At 72.4% G+C, this 19,266-nt stretch carries 20 protein-coding genes; 15 read left to right on the top strand and 5 right to left on the bottom strand.

Going from position 1 to position 19,266, the window contains the following annotated elements; all coding sequences use genetic code 11:
- Nucleotides 1-988: 988 nt before the first annotated feature.
- Genes SS2_RS15925 through SS2_RS15900 form a run of 6 tightly spaced genes read left to right on the top strand, consistent with a single transcriptional unit; the run spans nucleotide 989 to nucleotide 6,968 of the window.
- The gene (locus SS2_RS15925) at nucleotides 989-2,644 is read left to right on the top strand and encodes an ABC transporter substrate-binding protein (protein ID WP_217995615.1); all 1,656 of its coding nucleotides are present in this window, start codon (nucleotides 989-991) and stop codon (nucleotides 2,642-2,644) included.
- Nucleotides 2,641-3,717 carry an ABC transporter permease gene (locus SS2_RS15920; protein ID WP_066465910.1) on the top strand — a complete coding sequence of 359 codons (1,077 nt, stop codon included), beginning with the start codon at nucleotides 2,641-2,643 and terminating at the stop codon, nucleotides 3,715-3,717. The genes SS2_RS15925 and SS2_RS15920 overlap by 4 nt, the downstream gene beginning before the upstream one ends.
- Complete coding sequence (locus SS2_RS15915) at nucleotides 3,710-4,531, top strand: ABC transporter permease (RefSeq protein WP_066465785.1); 822 nt, start codon at nucleotides 3,710-3,712, stop codon at nucleotides 4,529-4,531. Before SS2_RS15920 ends, SS2_RS15915 begins: the two co-directional genes overlap by 8 nt.
- The gene (locus tag SS2_RS15910) at nucleotides 4,528-5,493 is read left to right on the top strand and encodes an ATP-binding cassette domain-containing protein (protein WP_066465778.1); all 966 of its coding nucleotides are present in this window, start codon (nucleotides 4,528-4,530) and stop codon (nucleotides 5,491-5,493) included. Before SS2_RS15915 ends, SS2_RS15910 begins: the two co-directional genes overlap by 4 nt.
- On the top strand, nucleotides 5,493-6,200 hold the full coding sequence (locus SS2_RS15905) for an ABC transporter ATP-binding protein (protein ID WP_066465777.1): 708 nt from the start codon (nucleotides 5,493-5,495) through the stop codon (nucleotides 6,198-6,200). The genes SS2_RS15910 and SS2_RS15905 overlap by 1 nt, the downstream gene beginning before the upstream one ends.
- Before the next feature lie 45 nt (nucleotides 6,201-6,245).
- On the top strand, nucleotides 6,246-6,968 hold the full coding sequence (locus tag SS2_RS15900; RefSeq protein WP_066465776.1) for an AAA family ATPase: 723 nt from the start codon (nucleotides 6,246-6,248) through the stop codon (nucleotides 6,966-6,968).
- Between the two features lie 18 nt (nucleotides 6,969-6,986).
- On the opposite strand, the gene SS2_RS15895 is transcribed toward SS2_RS15900, so the two are convergent.
- Nucleotides 6,987-8,372: an NAD-dependent malic enzyme gene (locus SS2_RS15895; protein ID WP_066465775.1), complete on the bottom strand. Its 1,386-nt coding sequence runs from the start codon at nucleotides 8,370-8,372 to the stop codon at nucleotides 6,987-6,989.
- 250 nt (nucleotides 8,373-8,622) lie between these two features.
- Nucleotides 8,623-9,462, bottom strand: a complete 840-nt coding sequence (locus SS2_RS15890; RefSeq protein ID WP_066465774.1) for an HAD family hydrolase — start codon at nucleotides 9,460-9,462, stop codon at nucleotides 8,623-8,625.
- Between the two features lie 167 nt (nucleotides 9,463-9,629).
- On the opposite strand from SS2_RS15890, the gene ssd reads away from it, so the two are divergent.
- The 9 genes from ssd (at nucleotide 9,630) to SS2_RS15850 (ending at nucleotide 16,619) form a co-directional block, all read left to right on the top strand.
- The gene (gene ssd / locus SS2_RS15885; RefSeq protein ID WP_083942322.1) at nucleotides 9,630-10,424 is read left to right on the top strand and encodes a septum site-determining protein Ssd; all 795 of its coding nucleotides are present in this window, start codon (nucleotides 9,630-9,632) and stop codon (nucleotides 10,422-10,424) included.
- Nucleotides 10,421-11,605: a TadA family conjugal transfer-associated ATPase gene (locus SS2_RS15880; RefSeq protein WP_066465908.1), complete on the top strand. Its 1,185-nt coding sequence runs from the start codon at nucleotides 10,421-10,423 to the stop codon at nucleotides 11,603-11,605. The genes ssd and SS2_RS15880 overlap by 4 nt, the downstream gene beginning before the upstream one ends.
- Complete coding sequence (locus tag SS2_RS15875; protein WP_066465770.1) at nucleotides 11,602-12,390, top strand: type II secretion system F family protein; 789 nt, start codon at nucleotides 11,602-11,604, stop codon at nucleotides 12,388-12,390. The genes SS2_RS15880 and SS2_RS15875 overlap by 4 nt, the downstream gene beginning before the upstream one ends.
- On the top strand, nucleotides 12,387-13,016 hold the full coding sequence (locus tag SS2_RS15870; RefSeq protein WP_245643648.1) for a type II secretion system F family protein: 630 nt from the start codon (nucleotides 12,387-12,389) through the stop codon (nucleotides 13,014-13,016). The genes SS2_RS15875 and SS2_RS15870 overlap by 4 nt, the downstream gene beginning before the upstream one ends.
- A gap of 194 nt (nucleotides 13,017-13,210) precedes the next feature.
- The gene (locus SS2_RS18275; protein WP_245643647.1) at nucleotides 13,211-13,495 is read left to right on the top strand and encodes a DUF4244 domain-containing protein; all 285 of its coding nucleotides are present in this window, start codon (nucleotides 13,211-13,213) and stop codon (nucleotides 13,493-13,495) included.
- 2 nt (nucleotides 13,496-13,497) lie between these two features.
- Nucleotides 13,498-13,908, top strand: coding sequence for a TadE family type IV pilus minor pilin (locus SS2_RS15865; RefSeq protein WP_066465766.1), 411 nt, complete (start codon nucleotides 13,498-13,500; stop codon nucleotides 13,906-13,908).
- Nucleotides 13,905-14,285, top strand: coding sequence for an Rv3654c family TadE-like protein (locus SS2_RS15860; protein WP_083942320.1), 381 nt, complete (start codon nucleotides 13,905-13,907; stop codon nucleotides 14,283-14,285). Before SS2_RS15865 ends, SS2_RS15860 begins: the two co-directional genes overlap by 4 nt.
- 255 nt (nucleotides 14,286-14,540) lie before the next feature.
- The gene (locus SS2_RS15855; protein ID WP_066465762.1) at nucleotides 14,541-15,254 is read left to right on the top strand and encodes an RNA polymerase sigma factor; all 714 of its coding nucleotides are present in this window, start codon (nucleotides 14,541-14,543) and stop codon (nucleotides 15,252-15,254) included.
- A gap of 81 nt (nucleotides 15,255-15,335) precedes the next feature.
- Complete coding sequence (locus SS2_RS15850) at nucleotides 15,336-16,619, top strand: aspartate aminotransferase type Ic (protein WP_066465760.1); 1,284 nt, start codon at nucleotides 15,336-15,338, stop codon at nucleotides 16,617-16,619.
- 34 nt (nucleotides 16,620-16,653) lie between these two features.
- Here the strand turns inward: SS2_RS15850 and SS2_RS15845 are convergent, their stop codons facing one another.
- The 3 genes from SS2_RS15845 to SS2_RS18175 are packed head-to-tail and all read right to left on the bottom strand — an operon-like array spanning nucleotide 16,654 to nucleotide 19,262.
- Nucleotides 16,654-17,121, bottom strand: coding sequence for a GNAT family N-acetyltransferase (locus tag SS2_RS15845; RefSeq protein WP_066465755.1), 468 nt, complete (start codon nucleotides 17,119-17,121; stop codon nucleotides 16,654-16,656).
- A gap of 2 nt (nucleotides 17,122-17,123) precedes the next feature.
- A complete protein-coding gene (locus SS2_RS15840; RefSeq protein WP_083942318.1) occupies nucleotides 17,124-18,095 on the bottom strand; it encodes an oxygenase MpaB family protein in 972 nt (323 codons plus the stop codon).
- A 48-nt stretch (nucleotides 18,096-18,143) separates the two neighbouring features.
- Complete coding sequence (locus tag SS2_RS18175; RefSeq protein WP_066465752.1) at nucleotides 18,144-19,262, bottom strand: DNA alkylation repair protein; 1,119 nt, start codon at nucleotides 19,260-19,262, stop codon at nucleotides 18,144-18,146.
- Nucleotides 19,263-19,266: the final 4 nt, after the last annotated feature.

Below are 19,266 nucleotides of genomic sequence, written 5' to 3'. Positions count from 1 at the left end.
AATCACCAGTCACTTGGACCCGGTTTGACAGGGGCAGCGCAGGCGGTTTGCTGCGCGGACAGCGAGATGCACTTTTAGGACGTCTCACCTGGGAAGACACTAAATGAGAGCATCCTCTAACGCAAGGAACGGATGCACCCGAAAGGCGCAAGCGGTGCCGGGGTCCCCCTACGTCAACGGTCAGGATCGCTCGATCGCGATGCGGGACCAATGCGTCCGGGTAGCGCCGCTGATCATGACGCTTCCGATCTCGACGACGGCGCCCGCGCCCGCGCCCGCGCAGGAGTTCGTCCAGGACACCTGAACGCCTGGCCGCTTCTCACCAAGATGGCAGGCGCGAAGACTGGCGCAGCGGGTCGACGATTCGGGGCATTGGCGATCGCACCGAAGTGCATGAGTCGAGTGCTGGCGACGGTCATCTGCACGTCGATCCGTAGCTGCCGCTACAGATAGAAGGGTGGGTTAGTTGGGTTCGACGGGTTTCAGGCCAGCGGGATCTCGTCAAGATCCAACCCTGAGGTCGCAACGAAGCGCCTCGCAACTCATGGGTTACGAGACGTCTCATCGATGCCGTCAGCGGTGACGCGGAGCCAGCGGGTTGCCCATAGCCCGCGCATCTCGTAACCCCGTCTCGCAAGCGGGCGGTGCTTTCGGTGTCATAGGCCTGGGTTGCGAGACGCTGAGACGCCCACGAGAACGTCATGGGCAACACGCGAGTCTCGACGTGTCGTCAGAACAACCGACCGCCAGCGCCGACCCCACTGCCACCGTCATGCGGCCCGAGGGCGCCTACGTTGACCGCAGCGCGCGCGGAACTGGCGTCCGGCGTCCTGCATTCGCCTGGGTGTCCGTCGCCCCTGCTTGCGAAAGTATGCAAATGGGTGTGAAAGCATGCGAGGCGCCCACGCCGCTGACAGGATGACAGAACCGATCATCCGGGCGGCGGGGCCCCACGAGCCACTGCTGCCCACCCTCGGAGGGAGCAGCAGTGGCTCGATCGCAGAAGGTCGTTCGACGTCGCCTGGCACACGAGGGAGGCCGCCTGAGCGTGGTGGGGCTGCTCGCCGCGGGGGCGCTGCTCGCCGCCTGCTCAGCCCCCGACGGCTCGGCCGGCGCGGACACGCAGGACTCGCCCTCACTCGTTCTCGCCGACGGGTACGAGCTGGGCGGGTACAACCCGGTGGCCGGCTACGGCGCGGCAGGGGACGCCAAGATGTACGACGGTCTGGTGCGGCTCGCTGGCGGCGAGGGCATGCCCACCTTCGAGCCCGCACTGGCCACCGCCGTCCCGGTCCCCAACGAGGACGCGAGCGTGTGGACGGCCACCCTGCGCCCGGGCGTGACGTTCTCGGACGGGTCCACCTTCGACGCACAGGACGTCGTGGCCACCTACGAGGCGATCCTCGACCCGGCCTCGGCCTCCGAGGCGAGGACCTCCTTCGAGATGATCTCGGAGGTGGTGGCGGTGGACGAGAGCACCGTCGAGTTCCGCCTGGCCTACCCCTACGCGCCCTTCCTCACCAAGCTGCTCATCGGAGTGGTCCCGGCCGAGGCCGTGGCGACGCCGGGGCTGGCAGCGGAGTCGACCCTGAACACCGCACCGATCGGCACCGGGCCGTACACGCTGGTCGACCTCTCACCCGACCGCGCGGTCTTCGAGGCCAACGAGGACTACTGGGACGGCGCACCGGAGATCACCCAGCTCACCCTGCTCTACGTCGCCGACGACAACACCCGTGCCCAGCGGATGAGCTCGGGGGAGATCGACGGGACGAACCTGCCCCCGCTGCTCGCCAACACCTTCGCCGACCGGGAAGGGATGACCGTCACCGCGCACACCTCCGCCGACTGGCGCGGGGTGTCCATGCCTACCTCCAACCCCGTCGCCGGTGACCCAGCGGTCCGGACGGCGCTCAACCTCGCCGTGAACCGCCAGTCCATGATCGACAACGTCCTGGGCGGGCACGGTCGGGCGGCGTACACCCCGATCCCCGAGGTGTACGGCGACACCTTTGAGCCGACCGCGACCTTCACCTACGACCCGGCGGCCGCCGAGCAGGTCCTCACCGACGCCGGGTGGGTGGCCGGCGCTGACGGGATCCGCACCAAGGACGGTCAGCGCGCGGAGATGACCGTCATGTACAACTCCACCGACACCGTGCGCCGCGACCTCGCCCAGGCCTTCGCCTCCGATGCCCTCGCCGTCGGTGTGGAGGTCGACCTCGAGGCCCTGTCCTGGGACCGCATCGACCCGCGGATCAACACCGACCTGACGCTGCTGGGCGGCGGTGACGAGCCCTTCGACGCCGACACCCAGGCCTACGACGCCCTGAGCTCGGTGTACGTCACCCCCGGCGTGGGCAGCATCTACAACAACGCGAGCGACTACACCAACGCCGCGGTCGACGCCGGGCTGGAGACCGGGCGGCACAGCCTCGACGCCGACGAGCGCAGCGCCGCCTACCGCGACGTCCAGACCGCCTACGTCGAGGACCCCGGGTACGTGTTCCTCGTCTTCCTCGACCACACCTACGTCTCCAAGGACTCCGGGTGGACGATGTCCGGGCAGGTCCTCGAGCCCCATGCCCACGGGGTGACCTGGGGCCCGTGGTGGTCGCTGCAGACCTGGTCCCGCCAGTCATGACGACCGTCCGCCCCCGGCCGGGCGAGGAGCACACACGCGTCGCGGTCCCCGGGACCGCGGCCGTCCGGCGTCGGGCACGGGTGAGCCGGCGCGGGGAGCGCCGCCGCGACATCGCGCGGATGATCGGCCGGCGCCTGCTCTTCATGGTCCCGGTGGTCCTCCTCGTCTCGTTGGGCCTGTTCGGGGCGGCGGCGATCTCCCCCTTCGACCCGCTGGTGGGGTACTTGGGCACCCGGTACATGACCACGAGCGACGCGGACAAGGCGATCATCGCCGAGCAGCTCGGCCTGGCGGAGCCGTGGTACCTCACGTGGTGGCACTGGCTGCAGAGCCTGCTCTCGGGGGACCTCGGTGCGTCGCGGTCCTTCCAGCAGCCGGTCGCGCAGGTGCTCGGGGAACGGCTGCCCTGGACCTTGCTGCTGGTGGGCACCGCGCTCGCGGTGGCGATCGTCGTCGCGCTCGGCGTGGGGATGCTGGCTGCGATGCGCAGCGGCGGCTGGTTCGACCGGCTCGTCACGGGGGCCTGCATCGTCATCCAGGGCACCCCGCCCTTCGTCATGGCCCTCGGGGCGATCGCGGTCGGTGCCCTGGGGATGGGCCTGTTCCCCGTCGCGGGGCTGACCGACGCCGGCGCTGACCCGACCGTGGGGCAGGTCGCCCGCCACCTCCTGCTGCCCGCGGCCGTGCTGGCCGTGACCCAGGTGCCGTGGCTGCTGCTGTCGGTTCGGCAGTCGATGGTCTCCTCCGCGAGCGAGGACTTCGTGGCCGGGGCGGTCGCCCGGGGAGTGCCCGCACCGGTGATCACCCGCCGGCACATCCTGCCGACCTCCCTCGGGCCCTTCGCCAACGTCGTCGGGGTCCGCCTGCCCGAGCTCGTGGTGGGGGCGGTGCTCGTGGAGGAGATCTTCAGCTGGCCGGGCATCGCCGGTGCGATCGTCACCTCGGCCCGCGACCTGGACCTGGCGCTGCTGGCCACGCTGACCGTGGGCACCACCCTCGTGGTGCTGCTCGGATCGTTGCTGGCCGACGTCGTCGTGGCGCTCCTGGACCCCCGGGTGAGCACCGATGGCTAGGCGGCGGATGGTCGTCGCCGGCGCGCTGCTCGCCGTCGTGGTGGCCTACGCGGTGCTCGTGCCGTGGGTCGCCGGGGTGGACGACCGCGTCACCGACTACTCCAGCGCCCGCCTCGCACCGTCCCTCGAGAACCTCTTCGGGACGGACTCCGCAGGGCGCGACCTGTTCGTGCGGATCGCCTCGGCCATCCGCACCTCGCTGCTCGTCGCCCTCGCCTGCGCGCTGCTGGCCACGGTGATCGGCGTCGTCGTCGGGACCACGGCCGGCCTGGCCGGGGGGTGGGTGGACCGGATCGTCATGCGCAGCACCGACGCCGTCAACGCCTTGCCGCACCTGCTGCTGGGCATCGTCATCGTGGCGATGTTCCGGGGCAGCCTGCTGGCCGTCGTGCTCTCCATCGCCCTGACGCACTGGACCCAGGTCGCGCGGATCATCCGCTCGGAGATCCTCAGCCTGCGGCACCGGCCCTACATCGACGCGGCGATCCTCGCCGGAGCCGGACGCCGGCGCGTCATCACCGGTCACCTCATCCCGGCCGCCGCGCCGCAGGCGCTCATCGCCGTCGTGCTGCTGCTGCCCCATGCGGTGTGGCACGAGTCGACGCTGTCCTTCCTCGGCTTCGGGCTGCCGCCCCACGAGGCCAGCCTGGGCACCTTGCTCGAAGAGGCCCGCAGCTCCCTGCTCCTGGGCGGGTGGTGGACCCTGGCCTTCCCCGCCGGTGTGCTGGTCCTCACGACGGTGTGCGTCGCGGTGTTCGGGACGTCCCTGCGCACGGTGCTCGCCCCACCCCAACCGTCGGAGCTGAGACTGTGACCGCCGCTTCCACCAGTGCCGCGCCTGCACCTCGGACCGGGCCGCCGTCGTCGTCCGGCCTGCGGATCTCCTCGCTCACGGTCCGCCTCCCGCTGCCCGGGGGGAAGGTGGTCCACGCCGCGAGCGACATCGACCTCGAGGTGGCGCCCGGGACCGTCACCGCGCTCGTGGGGGAGTCCGGCTGCGGCAAGTCGATCCTCGCCTCCGCGGTGATGAACATGCTGCCCGCCGGCGCCCGGCACAGTGGGACCGTGACGGTGGGCACCGGCCACGACGCGCTCGACGTCTTCGCCGCAGAGCCGTTCCGCGGCCGGCGGGTAGGGCTGGTCCCGCAGTCTGCGGCGACCCACCTGACGCCGGTGCGCACCGCCCGCTCCCAGCTCGCCGAGACCATCCGGCTGCTCGGCACCGCCCGCACCCCCGACGAGCTGGCCCGCCGCGTCGGTCTCGACCCCGACGCCCTGGACTGCTACCCGCACGAGCTCTCCGGCGGCATGGCGCAGCGGGTGGCCATCGCCGGTGCGCTCGCGGGCGACCCGGACGTGATCGTCGCCGACGAGCCGACGGCGAGCCTGGACCGCGCCCTCACCGACCACGTCCTGGCAGTGCTGCGCGACTGCGCCGACGCCGGCGCGGCCGTGCTGCTCATCACCCACGACCTTGCGTCCTTGCTGCGCACGGACGTGGCCGACGCCGTCGCCGTCATGTACGCCTCCCGGCTCATGGAGGCCGGCCCGGCCCGCGCGGTCCTCGAGGATCCCCTCCACGACTACACCCGGGACCTGCTCGCCGCGTTGCCGAGCCGCGGGCTGCACCCGATCCCGGGCAGCCCGCCCGTGCTCACCGATCTCCCGGAGGAGTGCGTCTACCACCTGCGCCGTCCCGAGAGCCGCCAGTCCGGCGGTCCCACGGCGCTGGTCAGCGTCGGCGATCGCCGCTACCGCACCCGGACAGGAGCCTGATGAGCCTCGACGCGATCGACGTCACCGCGGGGTACGGCCGCGGCCCGCACGTGCTGGACCGGGTCACGCTGTCCGTGGCCCCCGGGTCCGTGGTCGGGCTGACCGGGCCGTCCGGGACGGGGAAGACCACTCTGGCCCGGGTCCTCGCCCTCCTCGACCGGCCCCGCTCCGGGACGGTCACGGTGGACGGCGTCGTGGCCACCGGGACGCGGTTCCGCGCACCGCGCGCCGTGCGCGGTGCGGTCGCCATGCTGTTCCAGTCCCCCCGGGCCTCGACCGACCCGCGCCACACCCTCGCGGCGATCATCGCCGAGCCGGGGGACGTGGTCGGGCGCCGGGTGGACGTGCTGGAGGCGGCCGAGCGGGTGGGACTCACCGCGGACCTGCTCGGGCGGCGCCCGCACCAGGTGAGCGACGGCCAGCTGCAGCGCGCCTGCCTGGCCCGGGCGCTCGTCCAGGCGCCGCGCTATCTCGTGTGCGACGAGGCCACCGCGATGCTCGACGCCGCGACGACCGCCTCCCTCGTGCGCCTGGTCCTGGCTGAGGCCGCCGGAGGGTTGGGGGTGCTGCTCATCAGCCACGACACCGAGCTCGTCGGCGCGTGCTGCACGTCCGTGGTGGACTTCGCACCGGCTGCGGGGACGGTGGGGGCGGCGGCGCAGGCGGGCACGACGGCGCAGGCGACGGGGGAGCGGACGCGCGGCTGAGCCGGGTCCGGGAACCGTAGCCGCCCACCTGCCAGGATGGGGCGCATGGACGTCGACCGGTTCCCGATCCGCCGCCTCACCGACCATCCACTGGATCCCATGCCGCGCGGGGAGTGGCCTGCCACGCTCGCCCCGGTGGCCCAGATCCTCGACGCCGGTCTCGAGATGGGCCCGGCGACCGTGCTCGTGGGGGAGAACGGGTCTGGCAAGTCGACCCTCGTGGAAGCCGTGGCCGCCGCCTACGGGCTCTCTCCCGAGGGTGGGTCGACCGGGGCGATGCACTCCACCCGGGTCAGCGAGTCGGTCCTCGGCCAGCACCTGGGCCTCGAGCGCAACCTCGGGTCCACCCGGCGCGGGTACTTCCTGCGGGCGGAGACGATGCACGGGCTGTTCACGTACCTCGAGAAGAACCCCTCCGCGTCCCGACCGGACATGACCTTCCACGAGGTCTCCCACGGGGAGTCGTTCCTCGACCTGGTCGTCGACCGGTTCAAGAAGAAGGGGTTGTGGTTGCTCGACGAGCCAGAGTCGGCACTGTCCTTCTCCGGCTGTCTCTCGCTGCTCGCGATCCTCAAGGACCGGCTCGACGACGGCGGATCCCAGGTCATCCTGTCGACTCACTCGCCGCTCCTCGCGGCGCTGCCGGGCGCGACGATCTACGAGGTCGGGGAGTGGGGCCTGCGGGAGACCGCCTGGGAGGACCTGGCGCTCGTGCGCAGCTGGCGGTCCTTCCTCGACGCGCCGGAGCGGTTCCTGCGGCACCTGTGAGGTGGTGGAGAGCGGCGGTCAGGCCCGCGCGGCGGCCTCCACAGCGGCGGCCACCAACGTGGTCACCTGCGGGTTGAACACGCTCGGGATGATGTACGTCGGGTTGAGCTCGTCCTCGCTGATCACCGCGGCCAGGGCCTGGGCTGCCGCGAGCAGCAGGGCGTCGGTGACCTTGTGCGACTGGGCGTCGAGCAGCCCACGGAACACCCCGGGGAACGCCAGGACGTTGTTGATCTGGTTGGCGAAGTCGCTGCGTCCGGTCCCCACGATCTCGGCGAACAGAGCCGCCTCGTCCGGGTCGATCTCCGGCTCGGGGTTCGCCATCGCGAAGACGATGGACCGCGGGGCCATCGTGGCGACGTCGGCCCCGGTGATGATGTGCGGTGCGGAGACGCCGATGAACACGTCCGCCCCGGCCATCGCGGACCGCAGGGAACCGGTGACCCCGCGCGGGTTCGTGTGCTCGGCGGTCCACGCCAGGGTGGGAGTCATGCCCGGCCGGTCGCGGCTGACGACGCCGTCGACGTCGGCGACCACCACGTCCACGGCGCCGGCCGCGAGCAGCAGCTTGAGCACCGCGGTCCCGGCGGCGCCCGCCCCCGACAGCACGATCCGCACGCCGGCCATCGTCTTGCCGACCACCTTGAGGGCGTTGGTCAGGGCCGCGAGGGCGACGATCGCGGTGCCGTGCTGGTCGTCGTGGAACACCGGGATGTCCAGCTCGGCGCGCAGCCGGCGCTCCACCTCGAAGCAGCGCGGTGCGGAGATGTCTTCGAGGTTGATCCCCGCGAACACCGGGGCGATGGCCTTGACCGCCGCCACGATCTCGTCGACGTCGGTCGTGTCCAGCGCGATCGGGAAGGCGTCGATCCCGGCGAAGCGCTTGAAGAGCGCGGCCTTGCCCTCCATGACGGGCAGCGAGGCGAGCGGCCCGATGTCCCCCAGCCCGAGCACCGCAGTCCCGTCGGTGACGACCGCGATGGTGTTGCGCTTGATGGTGAGGCGGCGGGCGTCGGCAGGGTTCGCGGCGATCGCCTCGCAGACCCGGGCCACCCCGGGGGTGTAGATCATCGACAGGTCGTCGCGGTTGCGGATGGGGACCTTCGACTCGATCCGCAGCTTCCCGCCCAGGTGCAGCAGGAAGGTGCGGTCGCTGACCGGACCGACGCTCACCCCGGTGAGCGCCTTGAGGTGGTCGACGATCTCGGTGGCGTGGGTGTCGCCTCGGGTGGCGCAGGTCAGGTCCACGGTGATGCGCTCGTGGCCCGAGGCGGTGACGTCCAGGGCGGTGACGATCCCGCCGGTCTGCTCGATCGCCGTGGTCAGCTCGCTCACCGCGGTGGGCCGGGCCTCGACCTCGAGGCGGACAGTGATCGAGGAGGACACGCTCGGCAGAGTCGTCATGAGCACACACTAGTGATCGCTGAGACGAGCACAACAGGTCGCCGGACGGGCCGCGCACCGGGTCCATCGCCCCAGAACAACCTGACGGCGCCTCTTCCGAAGGAGAGACGCCGTGAGGTCGCACCGGTGAACGGTGAGCAAGCGTGCTTCATCAAGTTGTTGCTACGGGACGAGCCCGGTCAACATGTCCTAACGTGGACTGATCGCGCGTGGGTTCCGGTTCACCTGTGTGTGCTGTTGTTCTCCCTTTCTACCCCAGTTCTGCGCGGTTGGAAAGTGGGGGAGAGGCAGCGTGCACAGCGGTGCGAGCCGACCTCCAGACGAGCACCGTCGCTGCTGCTGCGGCGGCCACCGCGACGGCCGTCAGCACCGTCATCCGCGGGGTGAGCCGGGGGCGCAGGGCGATGGGGCGGTTGAAGGTCAGCACCCCCCACCCCCTCTCCGCCGCGAGCCGGCGCAGGGTGCGGTCAGGGTTGACCGCGAAGCCGTGACCGACCACCTCGAGCATGGGGGCGTCGGTGATCGAGTCGGAGTAGGCATAGGACTCGGCGAGGTCGTAGCCGAGCCGCTCGGCGAGCTCGGTGATCGCCAGCGCCTTGTTCTCCCCGTAGGCGTAGAAGTCGATGAGCCCGGTGTACCGGCCCTCGGAGACCTCCATCCGGGTGGCGATGACGTGGTCGGCGCCGAGCACCGCGGCGATGGGCTCGACCAGCTCGGAACCGGAGGCGGAGACCACCACCACGTCCCGCCCGGCGGCGTGGTGACCGGCGATGAGCGCGACCGCCTCGGAGTACACGTACGGGTCGATGTACTGGTGCAACGTCTCGGCGACGATCGAGGAGACCTGCTCCACCGGCCAGCCGGTGACCAGCGAGCTCAGGTGGGCGCGCATCCGTTCGGTCTGGTCGGCGTCAGCGCTGCCGACCATGTAGAGGAAGTGCGCATAGGCGCTGCGCAGCACCGCACCGCGGCTGATCAGGCCGCCCGCGTAGAACGGGCGGGAGAAGGCGGCCGCGGAGGACGTCGCGATGATCGTCTTGTCCAGGTCGAAGAACGCGGCGCTACGGCGACGCTCCGTGTCGTGGGTCACACAGTGAGCCTAGACGGTGGGCGGGCTCGGCGTGCGGAGCGTCCGTCGGTGCCGCCCCGGGGAGGGCCCGGCAGAACGGGTCCTCCCCAGGGCGCGGCGTTCCCGGCTCGTCCACCGGTGGCCGGCCGCGGACGTGACCTCCGGCGGTCGCCCACCACGATGGCGGGATGAGAGACCGCTCCAGGGCTGATGGCGATGCCGGTGGCCGCGCGCACAGCGCCCCGGTGGTGATCGGCGTCGTCGGCGCGCGGGGAGGCGTGGGGGCGTCGGTCTTCGCCGCGGCCCTCGCGGCCATGGCCGTCCGCGCCGGAGCCAGCACCGTGCTCGTCGACGGTGCCCGCGACCGCGGCGGGCTCGACGTGCTGCTCGGCATCGAGGACGAACCCGGGCTGCGCTGGCCGGACCTGCACGCCGCCCGCGGTGAGGTGGTCGGCGACCAGCTGCACGCCCTGCTGCCGCGCTGGCGGGGTGCCGGCGTGCTCAGCGCCGACCGCGCCCGCCCACCCGCCCTGCCCGACGACGTCCCCGGTGACGTGCTGGACGCACTCGCCGTGGCGTGCGACGTCGTGGTCCACGACGTCCCCGCCGACCAGGTGGGGCGCTGGGGTGCGACCGGGGGCCGCGGCGGGTGCACCGCATGGGTGGTGCTGGCCCGCCGCGACCTCGCCTCCGTCGCCGGCGCGATCGCGCTGGACGGGGTGCTCGACCGCGCCGTGCCGGCTGGCGTCGTCGTGCGCGGACCAGCGCCGGGGCGGCTCACCGCCCAGGACGTCGCCGCGGCCAGCGGCCTCGACCTCTGGGGAGAGATGCGGCCTGTGCGGTCGCTGGCGAGGGCCCTGGAACGTGGGGAAGGGCCGCGGATGGTCCGCGGAGCCGGACGGCTGGCCGGGGTCGCGGCAGCAGTCCTGGCGCAGGTCGGCGCATCCGGGCGCGCCCGGTCTCCGTCATGGGCGCAGCCATGAGCATGCGCGAGGGGGAGCCGGTCCTGGCCGGAGTTCGCGAACGACTGTCTCGGGTGGCCGGGCCACCGACCCGCGCCCAGGTGGTCGACGCGGTCCAGGCCAGCGGGCTGGTGCTGGGCAGCACCGCGCTCGCCGAGATGCTCGCCCAGGTGCGCGCCGAGCTGTTCGGCGCCGGTGAGCTGCAACGGTTCCTGGACGACCCGCTGGTCACCGACGTGCTGGTCAACGGACCGGCCGAGGTGTGGGTGGATCGCGGGCGCGGGCTGGAGCGCACCGACGTCGACCTCGGCACGGCGCAGGACGTGCGTGAGCTCGCGGTGCGCCTGGCGGCCGCGGGCGGGCAACGGCTCGACGACGCGAGTCCCACCGTCGACGCGCGCCTGCCTGACGGCACCCGCCTGCACGCGGTGATCGAACCCGTCTGCGCGAGCGGAGCGGTCATCTCCCTGCGCGTGCTGCGCGCCCGCGCCTTCACAGTCGCCGAGCTCGTCGAGACGTGGATGATCCCGCCCGGCTGGGAGCCGGTGCTGCGCGCCGTCGTGCGTGAACGGGTGAGCTTCCTCGTCTCCGGGGCGACCGGGACGGGGAAGACGACGCTGCTCGCCGCGCTGCTCTCGCTCGTCGACCGGGGCGAGCGGATCGTCACCATCGAAGAAGCTCGTGAGCTGGTTCCTGACCATCCGCACGTCGTCTCCCTCGTGGCCCGCCGGCCCAACGTCGAAGGCTCGGGAGCGGTCGACCTGTCCGCGCTCGTGCGCAACGCGCTGCGGATGCGGCCAGACCGGATCGTGCTCGGCGAGTGCCGTGGTGCTGAGGTCCGTGACGTGCTCACCGCCTTGAACACCGGGCACGAGGGCGGGTGCGCCACGGTGCACGCCAACGCCGCCGGTGACGTCCCGGCGCGCCTGGAGGCGCTCGCGGCGCTGGCCGGGATGGACCGGGAGGCCGTCGCCGCGCAGGCGGTCAGTGCCTTCGACGTGGTCATCCACTTGCGGCGCACCCGGCACGCGGGGGAGGGAGCTCGTCGCTTCGTCAGCGAGGTGGCCCTCGTGCGCCGGGACGAACGCGACCGGCTCGTCGTGACGCCAGCCCTGACCTGGAACGGGGTCGGTGCTCCGCAGGAGGGCGGTGGATGGCCGGCTCTGGTCGAGCGGCTGGGGCCTGGGGAAGGGGTGCGATGACGGCGCGCGAGGTGCTGGCCGGGATGCTCGACGTCGGACCGTGGGAGATGGCGGTCGGTGCGCTGGTGGGGATGTCGGTCCTGCTGGTCGCCGGGCCGCGGGGACGGTCGGTGCGCGGGGTGACCGCCCGCCGATGGGGTCTCGGCGCGGAGGGAGGCCGTGCAGCCGGCGGGGCCGGAGGCGGTGCGCTCGGGCGCCGCCTGCGGTGGTGGCCCGGGCTGCCGTGGGGCGCTCGGGCGAGTGATTCGCCCAGCGTGCAGGTGGTCGTCACCCAGGTGGCCGGGATGCTGCGCGCGGGGATGGCGCCGGGCCAGGCCTGGCAGTCGGTGGGGCAGGTGCGCGTCGACCCGCGGGGGATCCCCGACGCAGACGACCTCGTCGCTCTTGTGATCGCGGGCAGCGGACCGGTGCGCGGAGCCGTCACCGCCGCGGCGCGCCGGCAGGTCGCAGCCATCGTCGCGGCCTGCCGCCTCGCCGCCGAGACGGGGGCACCGCTGGCTGCGGTGCTCGACGTCATCGTCGGAACTCTGGTGACGGCCGCGCGCGGAGAGCAGGAGCGAGCAGCCGCCCTGGCCGGGCCCAGGTCGACGGCCCGCGTGCTGGCTTGGCTGCCGGGCATCGGAGCGGTCGTGGGGATGTCGCTCGGTGCCGACCCCCTCGGCCTGGTGGCGGCCGGCGGGCTGGGCGCGACGGCTCCCGTCGTCGGGCTGGTGCTGGTCGGGGTGGGGCACCGGTGGACCACCCGGCTGGTCGCGCGGGCCCGCACGGCCGGTGACCCGCCGTGACCGAGACCTCGCTGCCCGTGGTGGCGGTCGTGGTGGCCGTCCTCGCCTGGGTGGCGAGCACGCCGTGGCGGGTCGCCGGTCGGCGTCCGGCGGTGACGCGGCGTGGTGGACGTGATGGCCGCGACAGATGCCGGCGGTCCTGGTGGAGGCGCTGGCTGGGCCACGGGGCAGACCGGGGAGTGAGCACGGGCGAGCTACCCCGGGTCGAGATCACCGTGGTGCTCGACCTCCTCGGCGCGGCACTGAGCTCCGGAGCGGGAGTCCCCCGGGCGATTGAGGCGACCGGACGAGCGCTGGGCGGGGCGGAGGGGCGTGCGTTGAGCTCCGTGGCAGCCGCCCTGCTGCTCGGTGCGTCGTGGGACACCGCCTGGTCCGCCGCTCCTGCGCGGTTCACGCTGCTCGCCGCGGCGCTGCGACCGGCGTGGACCCACGGTGCGGCCCCGAGGGAGGCCCTGCGGGTCGCGGGCCTGCAGATCAGTCAGGACACCGACGCCCGAGCGCGGACCGAGGCGGCCCGGCTCGGGGTCCGTCTCGTGCTGCCGCTCGGTCTGTGCTTCCTGCCGGCCTTCGTGCTCGTGGGTCTGGTACCGGTGCTGCTGTCGCTGGGGTCCGGGGTGCTCCAGTGACCGCAGGCGAGGGGGTGGGCCGGGCGGTCGAAGACCTTGCGCACAGGTCGATGGATCAGCGGCGCACCGCACACCTGGGCGAGGGGTCGTGGACCGCCTCGGACCCGCCGGCGCAGGCTCGAGCACCAGCACCACCACGGTGCACACCCGCGGCCGACGGCCCCGGGCGACCTCTGAGCGACAGGAGAGCTGTCATGAGAACCACCACCGTCCCGGGCGCGCCGCGCAGGCGCCCCCAGCCCCACCCCAGCGCACGCCGAGCACCACGACCAGGCGGGGCGGGGCGCGCACGGGCCTGGCGGCGGGCCGTCGTCGTGAGCATGACCGAGCGCCGCGAGGCGGGGATGGCCACCGCGGAGTACGCGATCGCTACCATCGCCGCGGTGGGCTTCGCCGGGCTGCTCATCCTCGTGCTCAAGAGCCAGACCGTCCGCGGGCTGCTGACCACGATCATCGAGTCCGCCCTGAGCGTGGGCTGACGATGGACGATCCCCGCAGGGTGCGCGCCCGCAGCTGGCGTCAGGGCGGTGCCGCCGAGCGCGGGGCCGTCACGGCGGAGTTCGCGGTGGCGCTCCCTGCGGTGGTCCTCGTGCTGGTCGCCGTCCTCCTGGTCGCCCTGGCGGGTGCCACCCATCTCCAGGTGACCGATGCCGCACGCGCCGGGGCCCGAGCCGCTGCAGCAGGCGAGACCGACGACCAGGTCACCGCGATCGCCCGGCGCGTGGGAGGTGAGGACCTCACCGTCACTGTCCTGCGCGCAGAGCCGTGGGTCACGGTGCGGGTCCAGCGCCCGGTGGCGGGCGGATGGTTTGCCAGCGGCCTCACCGCCACGAGCGATGCCACGGCATGGCTCGAGAGCGCCATCTCGTCGCCGTCGGGCGGTGCTCCATGAGGAACGCGCGAGCCCGGTGCTGCGGCGGTGCGGCAGATGCTGAGCGCGGCAGCGCGAGCGTGCTCATGCTCGCCGTCGTGGCTGCGCTCGTCGTCGTGGCGGTCACCGTGGCGGTGCTGGCAGGGACGTCCGCGGCGCGCACCCGAGCCCAGTCAGCGGCCGACCTGGTGGTGCTGGCAGCGGCGACCGCAGCGATGTACGCCACCGCCGTGCCGTGCGACGCGGCCGGGGAGACCGCTCGACGCAACGGCGCCGAGCTGGCGTCCTGCGCCGGTGAGGGAGATGGGGTGTATGCGGTCTCGGTGCGGGTCGGTGCGCCCGCCGGCCGCACCGCATCGGCTTCAGCGCGCGCCGGACCGATATCTGCAGCACCCTGAATCAGCGATGGTCATGGCATGAACGCGGCCTCGTGACCGGCCTGAGCGCGCTGACCAGGCTTTTCACCCGCTGCCGCGCGTCAAGTCGACCGGTGTGGAAGGTCTCCATCGGTGACGGCGTTTTACCCAGTGGCGCTGATGTGCCGCTGCGGCGTCGATCGTGAAGTAGTGAGCAGGGCTGACGTGCCACCACGGGCGGCAGTGACAGGGGGCGTACGACCAGTGAGCAGAACAGAACATAGAAGTGACGGAGCGATGCAGCAGCCGCTGGCTGATGCCGTCATCTCCGACTCCCACCTGGTGGAGGAAGCACGCGCGGGCGACCGCGACGCCTACCTCCAGCTGTGGGTGAGGCATGTCGACACGGCCCGTCGGGTCGCCGCGACGGCGTCCATCAGCGAGCGCTCGGTGGAGGCCGCGGTCAACCGTGCCTTCTCGCGGGTGCTCGGTCAGATCACCGTCGACCTGGACCCCCTCGGCCCGTTCCGGCCCTATCTGCTGCGGATGCTCCACGAGGAGTTCGGGATCCGAGACGCCGCAGCGCTGCCGACCACCAACCTCCTGCGTGCCTTCCGCCGGCTCCCGGTGCGCGCGCAGACCGTGCTCTGGTACGCCGTGGTGGAGCAGGTCGCTCCCGCCGAGACTGCGATGTTCATGGGCGAGCAGGAGGCCGTGATCGCTCCGCTGCTCGCCGAGTCGATCGACCAGCTGCGCGCCGAGTGGCTCGTCGAGCTGGTCTGCGACCCCACTCTCACGGACACCTGCGCCTGGCTCGTCCAACGGGCGGACGGGCGCGCCCGCGGTGAGCTCACCCAGGTCGCGGCCGACAGGTTCGACCGCCACGTTGCCGGGTGCGAGTTCTGCCAGGGGTTTCTCCGGACCCTGGAGGCATTCCCCGAGGCGCTGCGCGACGACTTCCAGCCGTTGTTCACGCTCCAGCTACCGGCTGAGAGCGCAGGTGACCTCTAGGATCGGTGGAGGGGCCGAACCGGTCCCGCACGCGCACGTCTGCACATGCCCGGCGCCACGGCCGGTGAGAGGTTGCCACGGATGTCTTCCCAGGTCGAGATCGAGACCCTCAGCCCCGCCGAGGTCGTCGCCGAGCACGAGAAGTTGTCAGAGAAGTACGCCGAGCTCAAGGCGCGCGGTCTGTCCCTGGACCTCACGCGTGGCAAGCCGGCACCGGCTCAGCTCGACCTGTCCAACGCGCTGCTCGACCTCCCCGGCGACGGTGACTACACCGACCCCGCCGGCACAGACACCCGCAACTACGGCGGCACCGCAGGGCTGCCCGCGCTGCGGTCGATCTTCGCCGAGCTGCTCAACATCCCCGCAGCTCAGCTCGTCGCAGGCAACAACGCGAGCCTCGAGATCATGCACGACCTCATCGTCTTCGCGCTGCTGCACGGCACGACCGACTCCGAGCGCCCGTGGTCCAAGGAACCGGTCGTGAAGTTCCTCGCGCCGACCCCCGGCTACGACCGCCACTTCGCGATCACCGAGTCCTTCGGTATCGAGATGATCCCGGTGCCGCTGAACGAGGACGGCCCGGACATGGACGTGGTCCGTGCGCTGGTGGCCACCGACCCCGCGATCAAGGGCATCTGGACCGTCCCCACCTACGCGAACCCCACCGGTGCCGTGTACTCCGAGGAGGTCACCCGTGCCCTCGTGGAGATGGAGACCGCAGCCCCGGACTTCCGCATCATCTGGGACAACGCCTACGCCGTGCACACGCTCGTGGAGCACGGTGCACCGGCCCTGGACATCCTCGGGTTCGCCGTCGAGGCGGGGAACGCCAACCGCCCGCTCGTGCTCGCCTCCACCTCCAAGATCACCTTCGCAGGTGCTGGCGTGAGCTTCTTCGGTGCCTCCGCAGAGAACATCGCCTGGTACACCACGCACTACTCCAAGAAGAGCATCGGCCCGGACAAGGTCAACCAGCTGCGTCACCTGCGCTTCTTCGGCGACGCCGACGGCGTGCGCGCGCACATGGCCAAGCACCGCGCCATCCTGGCCCCCAAGTTCGACCTCGTCCTGTCGATCCTGGACGACCGTCTCGGCGGCACCGGCGTGGCGACCTGGACACGTCCCGAGGGCGGCTACTTCATCAGCCTCGACGTCGTGCCCGGCACGGCCAAGCGCGTGGTGCAGCTGGCCAAGGAGGCGGGCATCGCCCTCACCGGCGCCGGGTCTGCCTACCCCTACGGCAACGACCCGTTGGACACGAACATCCGCCTCGCCCCGAGCTTCCCCTCCCTCGAGGACGTCGGGACGTCGATGGACGGCGTCGCCACCTGCGTGCTCCTCGCAGCCCTGGAAGCCCGCCTCTGACCCTCTGCCGCGCAGCGATGCGTCGGGCGCCGTTCTACAGACTCTTCTTGAAGAATGTCGCGGAGTCTTCGTAGCCCAAGGAGAGGTAGAACGGCCCCGCACGGCGGCTCGCGAGGGAGACGTAGGCTGCGCCGTTCGTGCGCGCCCACCGCTCTGCAGCCTCCATGAGGAGCCGCCCGACTCCGCCGCGGCGGCGCTCCTGCGCCACCATGATCTCCTCGACCCAGACGAGCGGACCGTTCGCCAGGAACGAGCGATGGGTGTGACTCAAGAGGTACCCGACGACGTCAGCGGGCGGATCGACCGCGACCAGCAGCAAGGACCCGGTCGCGGCGTCCGTGACTGACCCGGCAGGGTTGACAAGAGCTTCGAAGGTCGCGGCGAACTCCGGCTCGCTCACGACGAAGGACGTCGCGAAGTCCCTGGCCAGCGGCCACACACCGGCTCGATCTTCGAGGACGGCGGGGCGGACCTCGACGGCCGCGTGCTCCGGCTGCGCCACCGTCAGATCTCGCGCTCGTCGAGGTCGGGAGTGGTCACCTGAGCATGCGGGGTGACGGGGACAACGGGAGCAGCGGGCTCGACCCGAGGCTCCGGAACGGCGATGGTGGCAGAACTGCCCGGCTCGCCGGGGACCGGTTGGGCTGAGCTCAGCCATCGCAGACCGCGGGTGCTGACGTGCCCGGTGGCGCGCCAGAGCGTGGAGTCCAGGCGTGGGCGGTCCGGCAGGTGCAGCGGCTCGCGGGCCCACCGCGGCAGGGTCGCCACGGCTGAGCGGGTGAGCGCCGCGTAGGGCAGCCGCGCCCGGCGCGGGATCGGTGCGTCGGTGATGAGGAAGCGCGCGACGTCGAGGGCAGCCGGGGTGCTGGTGAGCTCGGCTCGGAAGGCGTCCAGGCTGGAGCGTAGCTGCGCCTGGGTGGTCGGGACGTCGCTCGCGCCGAGCTTGGTGGCGACCACCGAGGCCTGCGCCACGTAGGTGTCGCACTCGGCGTCCGTCAGCGGGGCGGCACCGAAGAGCTGGTGGGCGGTGAGGAAGCTGTCCACCTCGGCCACGTGGACCCAGGTCAGCAGGTGCGGGTCGTCCGCACGGTAGGGGCGCCCGTCCGGGGCGGTCCCGGCGATGTGGCGGTGCACGGCGCGGACCACGGCGACGGCACGCTCGGCGTCGGGCGCAGCGGCGAAGGTGGTCTCGGCGAGGAAGGTGCTCGTGCGGGCCAGGCGGCCCCACACGTCGTGGCGGAAGTCGGAGAAGTCGTCGACCGCTGCCATCGCGAGCGGGTGCAGGGACTGCAGCAGCAGCGCGCGCAGCCCGCCGATGTACATCGACGTGTCCCCGTGCACCCGCTGGATGGGGCTGCCGGGCGGGAACCATCGCGGCCCGGGGGTGGTGTGGATGCGTTCGCGCGCGGCCGGCCCGTCGGGGCCGGCGACCATGGCGAACAGGCCGTCGCTGAGCCGGGCACGCAGAGAGGTCATGGGAGTCACCGTCCCAGTCTGCTCCGAGGCGGGTGTGCTGGCCAGGCTTCAGACCGCCGGGAGGCTCCCCGGCGCCAGCTCGAAGGTGGCCCGGCCGCTGGGGACGCCGTTCACCTGGAGCTCGAGCGCGTGCTCGCCGGGGTGGTAGCGGCGGGTGGAGATGACCTTGAAGGAGTGGCGGCGGTCGATCACCAGCTGCTCGCCGGGCTGCAGCGTCGTCGTGGTGATCTTGAAGACCTTGGCGGTCTGGGTGCCGTTCGCCTTGCGGTGGTGGACGACGTAGTCGACGACCAGCCGGGCCGGCTCTGCTCCGGTGTTGCGCACGGTCGCGGTGAAGGTCAGGGCCTCCCCGACCTGGACGGTCGTGGCACCGAGGTCGGGCCCGTCCACGACGGCCCCTGGCGCCGGGGCGAAGCCGAGGAGTCCCAGGGCGCCGGGGTCCCCGGCCTTGACCAGGGTGCGCAGGGCGTTGCGGACCAGCCGCTCGGTGGCGGCATCGGGCGCGGCCAGCCAGTGCCCGGCCACCTCGACGACGACCTCCGGGTCGCGCCGGCTCAGGTCGTTGAGGTGGTTGGCGACGGAGCGGCGCACATACTCGCTCTCGTCGCGGTACAGGGCGTCGAGGATCGCGAGGGTGGCGCGGGGGTCGGTGGCCAGGCCGGGGACCTGCGTGCCCCAGGGCAGGTGGCGGCGGGTGCCCTCGCTCGCGAGCCGGCGCACGTGCTCGTCGGGGTGGTCCGTCCAGGTGGCGACGATCGCCAGCGCCCGGGGCAGGTCATGGGCGAGGAGCGACCGGATAGCGAACTCGGCCGTCAGGCGGCCGGTGAGATCGGCGAGGAGGGCGAGGGCGCCGTCGAAGGCGGCCGGGTCGGCGTCGGACAGCGCGCGGGAGGCGACGGCCTCGGTGACGGGCCAGATCATCCAGCCGGACAGACGCGGGTCCGCCAGGGCGCGCCGGAGGGTGGTGTCCAGGGACGCGAAGGTGCCGGGGAGGTCGGCCAGCAGCGCGGCGCACAGCAGGTCGGTGCGCCTGCGCAGGGTGTGGCCAGGCAGGAGGGCGGCGGCGCGGGTCAGCTCGGGCAGCGGCAGATCCGGCGCCGCGGTCGCGACGACGTCGCGCAGCCGGTGGGCGACGTCGGGTCCGAGCAGCTCGTCAGCGGTGGGCATGGAC

It is taken from the genome of Sanguibacter suarezii NBRC 16159 (assembly GCF_001552735.1).
Taxonomy (GTDB): domain Bacteria; phylum Actinomycetota; class Actinomycetes; order Actinomycetales; family Cellulomonadaceae; genus Sanguibacter; species Sanguibacter suarezii.
Note: the sequence above shows the minus strand (reverse complement) of the source record. Positions and strands in the feature narration are given on the sequence as shown.

Coding starts and splice junctions, on each gene's coding strand:
- SS2_RS15905 (WP_066465777.1), top strand. CDS start 5,493: ATGAGCCTCGACGCGATCGACGTCACCGCGGGGTACGGCCGCGGCCCG.
- SS2_RS15895 (WP_066465775.1), bottom strand. CDS start 8,372: ATGACGACTCTGCCGAGCGTGTCCTCCTCGATCACTGTCCGCCTCGAG.
- SS2_RS15915 (WP_066465785.1), top strand. CDS start 3,710: ATGGCTAGGCGGCGGATGGTCGTCGCCGGCGCGCTGCTCGCCGTCGTG.
- SS2_RS18175 (WP_066465752.1), bottom strand. CDS start 19,262: ATGCCCACCGCTGACGAGCTGCTCGGACCCGACGTCGCCCACCGGCTG.
- ssd (WP_083942322.1), top strand. CDS start 9,630: ATGAGAGACCGCTCCAGGGCTGATGGCGATGCCGGTGGCCGCGCGCAC.
- SS2_RS15855 (WP_066465762.1), top strand. CDS start 14,541: ATGCAGCAGCCGCTGGCTGATGCCGTCATCTCCGACTCCCACCTGGTG.
- SS2_RS15850 (WP_066465760.1), top strand. CDS start 15,336: ATGTCTTCCCAGGTCGAGATCGAGACCCTCAGCCCCGCCGAGGTCGTC.
- SS2_RS15880 (WP_066465908.1), top strand. CDS start 10,421: ATGAGCATGCGCGAGGGGGAGCCGGTCCTGGCCGGAGTTCGCGAACGA.
- SS2_RS15840 (WP_083942318.1), bottom strand. CDS start 18,095: ATGACCTCTCTGCGTGCCCGGCTCAGCGACGGCCTGTTCGCCATGGTC.
- SS2_RS18275 (WP_245643647.1), top strand. CDS start 13,211: ATGAGAACCACCACCGTCCCGGGCGCGCCGCGCAGGCGCCCCCAGCCC.
- SS2_RS15860 (WP_083942320.1), top strand. CDS start 13,905: ATGAGGAACGCGCGAGCCCGGTGCTGCGGCGGTGCGGCAGATGCTGAG.
- SS2_RS15900 (WP_066465776.1), top strand. CDS start 6,246: ATGGACGTCGACCGGTTCCCGATCCGCCGCCTCACCGACCATCCACTG.
- SS2_RS15865 (WP_066465766.1), top strand. CDS start 13,498: ATGGACGATCCCCGCAGGGTGCGCGCCCGCAGCTGGCGTCAGGGCGGT.
- SS2_RS15875 (WP_066465770.1), top strand. CDS start 11,602: ATGACGGCGCGCGAGGTGCTGGCCGGGATGCTCGACGTCGGACCGTGG.
- SS2_RS15920 (WP_066465910.1), top strand. CDS start 2,641: ATGACGACCGTCCGCCCCCGGCCGGGCGAGGAGCACACACGCGTCGCG.